Source organism: Candidatus Aegiribacteria sp. (assembly GCA_021108435.1).
In the GTDB taxonomy this organism is placed as follows: Bacteria; Fermentibacterota; Fermentibacteria; order Fermentibacterales; family JCC-6; genus Aegiribacteria.
On sequence record JAIOQY010000085.1, the window covers coordinates 1 to 3,722 of the forward strand.

3 protein-coding genes are annotated in these 3,722 nt (G+C 48.8%); 1 reads left to right on the forward strand and 2 read right to left on the reverse strand.

Going from position 1 to position 3,722, the window contains the following annotated elements:
- A partial coding sequence (locus K8R76_05320; protein ID MCD4847592.1) for a hypothetical protein occupies positions 1–1,140 on the forward strand: 1,140 nt, incomplete at its 5' end.
- Between the two features lie 167 nt (positions 1,141–1,307).
- Here the strand turns inward: K8R76_05320 and K8R76_05325 are convergent.
- The gene (locus tag K8R76_05325; GenBank protein MCD4847593.1) at positions 1,308–2,411 is read right to left on the reverse strand and encodes a PilT/PilU family type 4a pilus ATPase; all 1,104 of its coding nucleotides are present in this window, start codon (positions 2,409–2,411) and stop codon (positions 1,308–1,310) included.
- Positions 2,412–2,523: 112 nt separating this feature from the next.
- Positions 2,524–3,722: WG repeat-containing protein (locus tag K8R76_05330; protein MCD4847594.1), on the reverse strand; the 1,199-nt coding region annotated here is incomplete at its 5' end.

Below are 3,722 nucleotides of genomic sequence, written 5' to 3' on the forward strand. Positions count from 1 at the left end.
CAGTGTATGATGCCGCCGGAAGGGGAATGCTCCTATAATTATTATGTTTTCTCACGTGAACCGACCTGGGGTTGGGGACACGGCGGTCAGGTTTTCCATGAAAGCCTGGTAATGATTGCCTATGCTTTTATGGACGGACAAAGCGCTATGAATTCCCAGCGCGTTTATATGGAACGGCAATGGGAGGACGGGTATATCAATTATCGAACCGGTCCTTATTTGAATGAAACGATTCCACACGCCGGTCAATACACAACATCCGCTCCCTTGTTCAACTGGGAAAATTGGGAGATTTATAAAATTACAGGAGATACACTGTTTCTGCAGGATGCCTATCAATCCGGATCAGAATTCTATCAGTACTGGCTGGATAACCGGAACGCCGATTCCGACAGCCTCTGTGAATGGGGAGCCCACGCTGTATTGGAAAGTTTGCGCGACGGATATGTGGCTGTCTGGGATCAGGTCGGCTGGCCTGCAAACTTTGAAGGTTTGGATTTGAATGTCATGTTGGTAAGTGAAGCGTATTCATTAGCTCAAATGGCTTTGGAACTGGGAAATACGAGTGAATACGATTACTGGACAAATGAGTCGGCGCAACGCATGCATGCAATCAATAATACCTTCTGGGATGAGCAGACCGGTTTCTTTTATCATGTTGATATAACAGATCATGACTTTACATTCAATTCTCCCGATGATCTGAAACGTCGGGAAATTATTGGTTTTCTTCCACTGTGGGCAAACAGCGCAACAGAGGAGCAGGCCGAAGAACTTGTTCAGGTGCTGACCGATCCGGATAAATTCTGGCGCGTTTATGGAATTCCTTCACTGGCAGCTGATGATGTCTACTATAATCCTGAAGGTTACTGGAACGGTCCGGTCTGGGTTCAATGGCAGTACCTGATCTTTAGAGGATTGATCAATTACGGATACTATTATCAGGCTGAACAGTTAGCGGATATAGTGTTAGCGGCAATAATTGATCAGTTGAAACATGATCACAATTTGTGGGAATTTTACAGCCCGGATGATCAATGGGCAGGTTATCATAAAACATATATCTGGACAGGTATCGCGGCGCGCATGCTGATGGATTTAAATGAACTGGAAACCGGTCTGCCGGACGTTGATTTGTAGGAAAAGCCCAAAACCGCTCTTTTGAGATGTTTGATTTCATACAGGTAAATTTTAATCTCTTGCTGTTATATCCCTTTCCTGTGAATATGGGCTGAAACAAGTTTCTGATGGTGATTTAATCGTACTGACTTCGGAAGGGAAAATCCACACCTCCGATTACGAATATCCTATACGAACTGGACATCTCGTTCAAAATCATCAGGACTGGAGGCGGCTGATTTTGCCGTAGCCAGGTCAATGACCTTTCTGTTGTAAAGATCCATCAGATGCTGATCGAAGGTCTGCATGCCGTACTGATCACCGCCACTGGCTATTAGATCCCTGATAGTGTCAGTCTTCTTTTCATCCTTGATGCAGGTCTGAATGGTCAGTGTAGCACGCATGATTTCAAAAACGGCAATACGGCCCTTGTTGTCAGCCCGGCGCAGCAGGCGTTGAGAAATTACCGACTTGATCGTTGCTGAAAGGCGTTCTCTCAGTATTTTCTGTTCGTTGAGATCAAAAACACTTATGATGCGCTGAATCGATTTGGGTGCGTCCAGTGTGTGCAGTGTAGACAACACCAGATGACCTGTTTCTGCAGCCTTGAGAGCGATCTCGATGGTGCTTTTATCCCGCATCTCGCCAACCAGGATTATATCGGGATCCTGTCGGAGAGTAGCACGAAGTGCCTTGTGGAAACTTTCGGTATCGGCCCCCACTTCCCTCTGAATAACTGATGCCTTGATCTCGTTGTGCAGGTATTCGATGGGATCCTCTATTGTGACTATTTTGCATGGTTTCGAGTTATTGATGTGGTTGATTATGGCTGCCAGGGTTGTTGATTTGCCGCTGCCGGTTATACCCGTGACCAGGATCAACCCCCGTTCCTCCATGGAGATATTCTTGATTACGGATGGCAGACCGAGTTTATCAATGGTTGGCGTTTCGAAGGGAATAACTCGCAATACTATGGAGAACGTACCCCTCTGACGGCAGATGTTAACTCGAAATCTGGATACTCCCGAGACCGAGTAGGAACAGTCGAAATCCTGGAGAAGGTGGATGAAATCGTCCATATCCTGCCCCAGAAAATTCTTGGACAACAGAATAATGTGCCGGACTATGGCTTCCGTATCGGATTGTTTAAGAGGCGGCAGGTTCTTTATGGGAACAATCTGACCGTTGATACGGTATTTCCATGAAGTACCCACGCAGAGATGGATATCGGATGCGTTAAGCTTTTGAGCCTTGGTCAAAACATTTTTAAATGCTGTGATGATATTATCCATAATCCAGACTCCTTGAATCTCGAGTAGCGTAGCGAACACTTAACTTAATTGATAAGGTAATTCATTACCAGTTTAAAGGGAGCCCTCATTCCGGAGCACAATCCCCGGATATTCAACGCGACGGGTATTTCACCCGAATCCAATCGGAACCGGTCCCGTTTACCTCTTCTAGCTCGGGGTCCAGCAGTATCCTTCCATCTACCCGCACCAGGCCGTATTTTCCACCGAGGCAAATCCACGCTACGCCGCTTGCAGCAAAGGGCCCCGCCTCGTTCAGTTCCACATTCAGTGTAGCTGTGATCATTCCATCGGTATTGATAATCCCGGGTTGGGAATCAGCGGCTTTGATCAGGGCGTGACCGTTTCCGAAATCATGGGCAGCCGCATACCGGGGCTCTATGGCCCATTGACCGTGCACGTCGATGTACCCCCATAGTGTGTCTTCAGCTTCTTTGACCGGGATGAGATTCTCGGCTACACCGCCCATTCCAGTGTAGCGCGGTTCAACCACCTGCTCGCCGTTACGGTTTAGCAAGCCGTGCATCTTTCCCTCTTTGACCTTGAAAAACTCACCCGAGATTTCGATTGTGTTGAATCGGGGCGAAACAATGACTTTGCCCTGGGTGTCCACCACGCCCCAGTGGTCATCCTTCATCACCCTCGCAAACCCGTTAAATAAATAATCAACCCGTTGGTAAACGGGCTGAACCGCCCAGCCGCCAGCTTGATCAAGGTGCCCCCACTTCCCGTTTTTCATGGCCGGAGCATACCCCTGACAGAAATGCCACGCAGCTTCCAGATCCAGAGGAATGACCACTCCGCCAGATTTATCGATAAATCCAAAGGGGCCGCTCATATCATTGCAGACAAGAGCCATCCCTGAAGCGAAAGAGTGCGCATGGGCAAAGTCGATCTTGATGGCTCTACGACCCTGAGAATCCACATATTCTTGAAACTGTTCATTCTCCACCAGAGTAAGCCCATCGAACATGTGCTCAGCCTTGGTAAACACAGGTTCGATGACCCAGCTTCCGTCGACGGCGATAAAGCCGTAAAGGTGGTTCTTGTTGCTCTGGACCCGCGCCAGACCCTCCTGAAAATCCGCAGCGGAGTGAAACCGGGGCGAAACGACCTCGGTCCCATGGGTGTCCAGATATCCCCATAACCACTCGTGCCGAAAAGCCACGCGGTCATGGCTTAGTACTCCCGCGTCCTCGAAGACCGGCTCTATAAGCCAGCGGCCATCCGGTGCCATAAATCCGACCTTGCCTGCCACTCTTTTCAACCAGCGCGCCTGGCCATCGCCGGCAA

What these genes read in the sequence shown, in the direction of transcription:
- K8R76_05325 (MCD4847593.1), bottom strand. Translation starts at nt 2,411, where the DNA reads ATGGATAATATCATCACAGCATTTAAAAATGTTTTGACCAAGGCTCAA.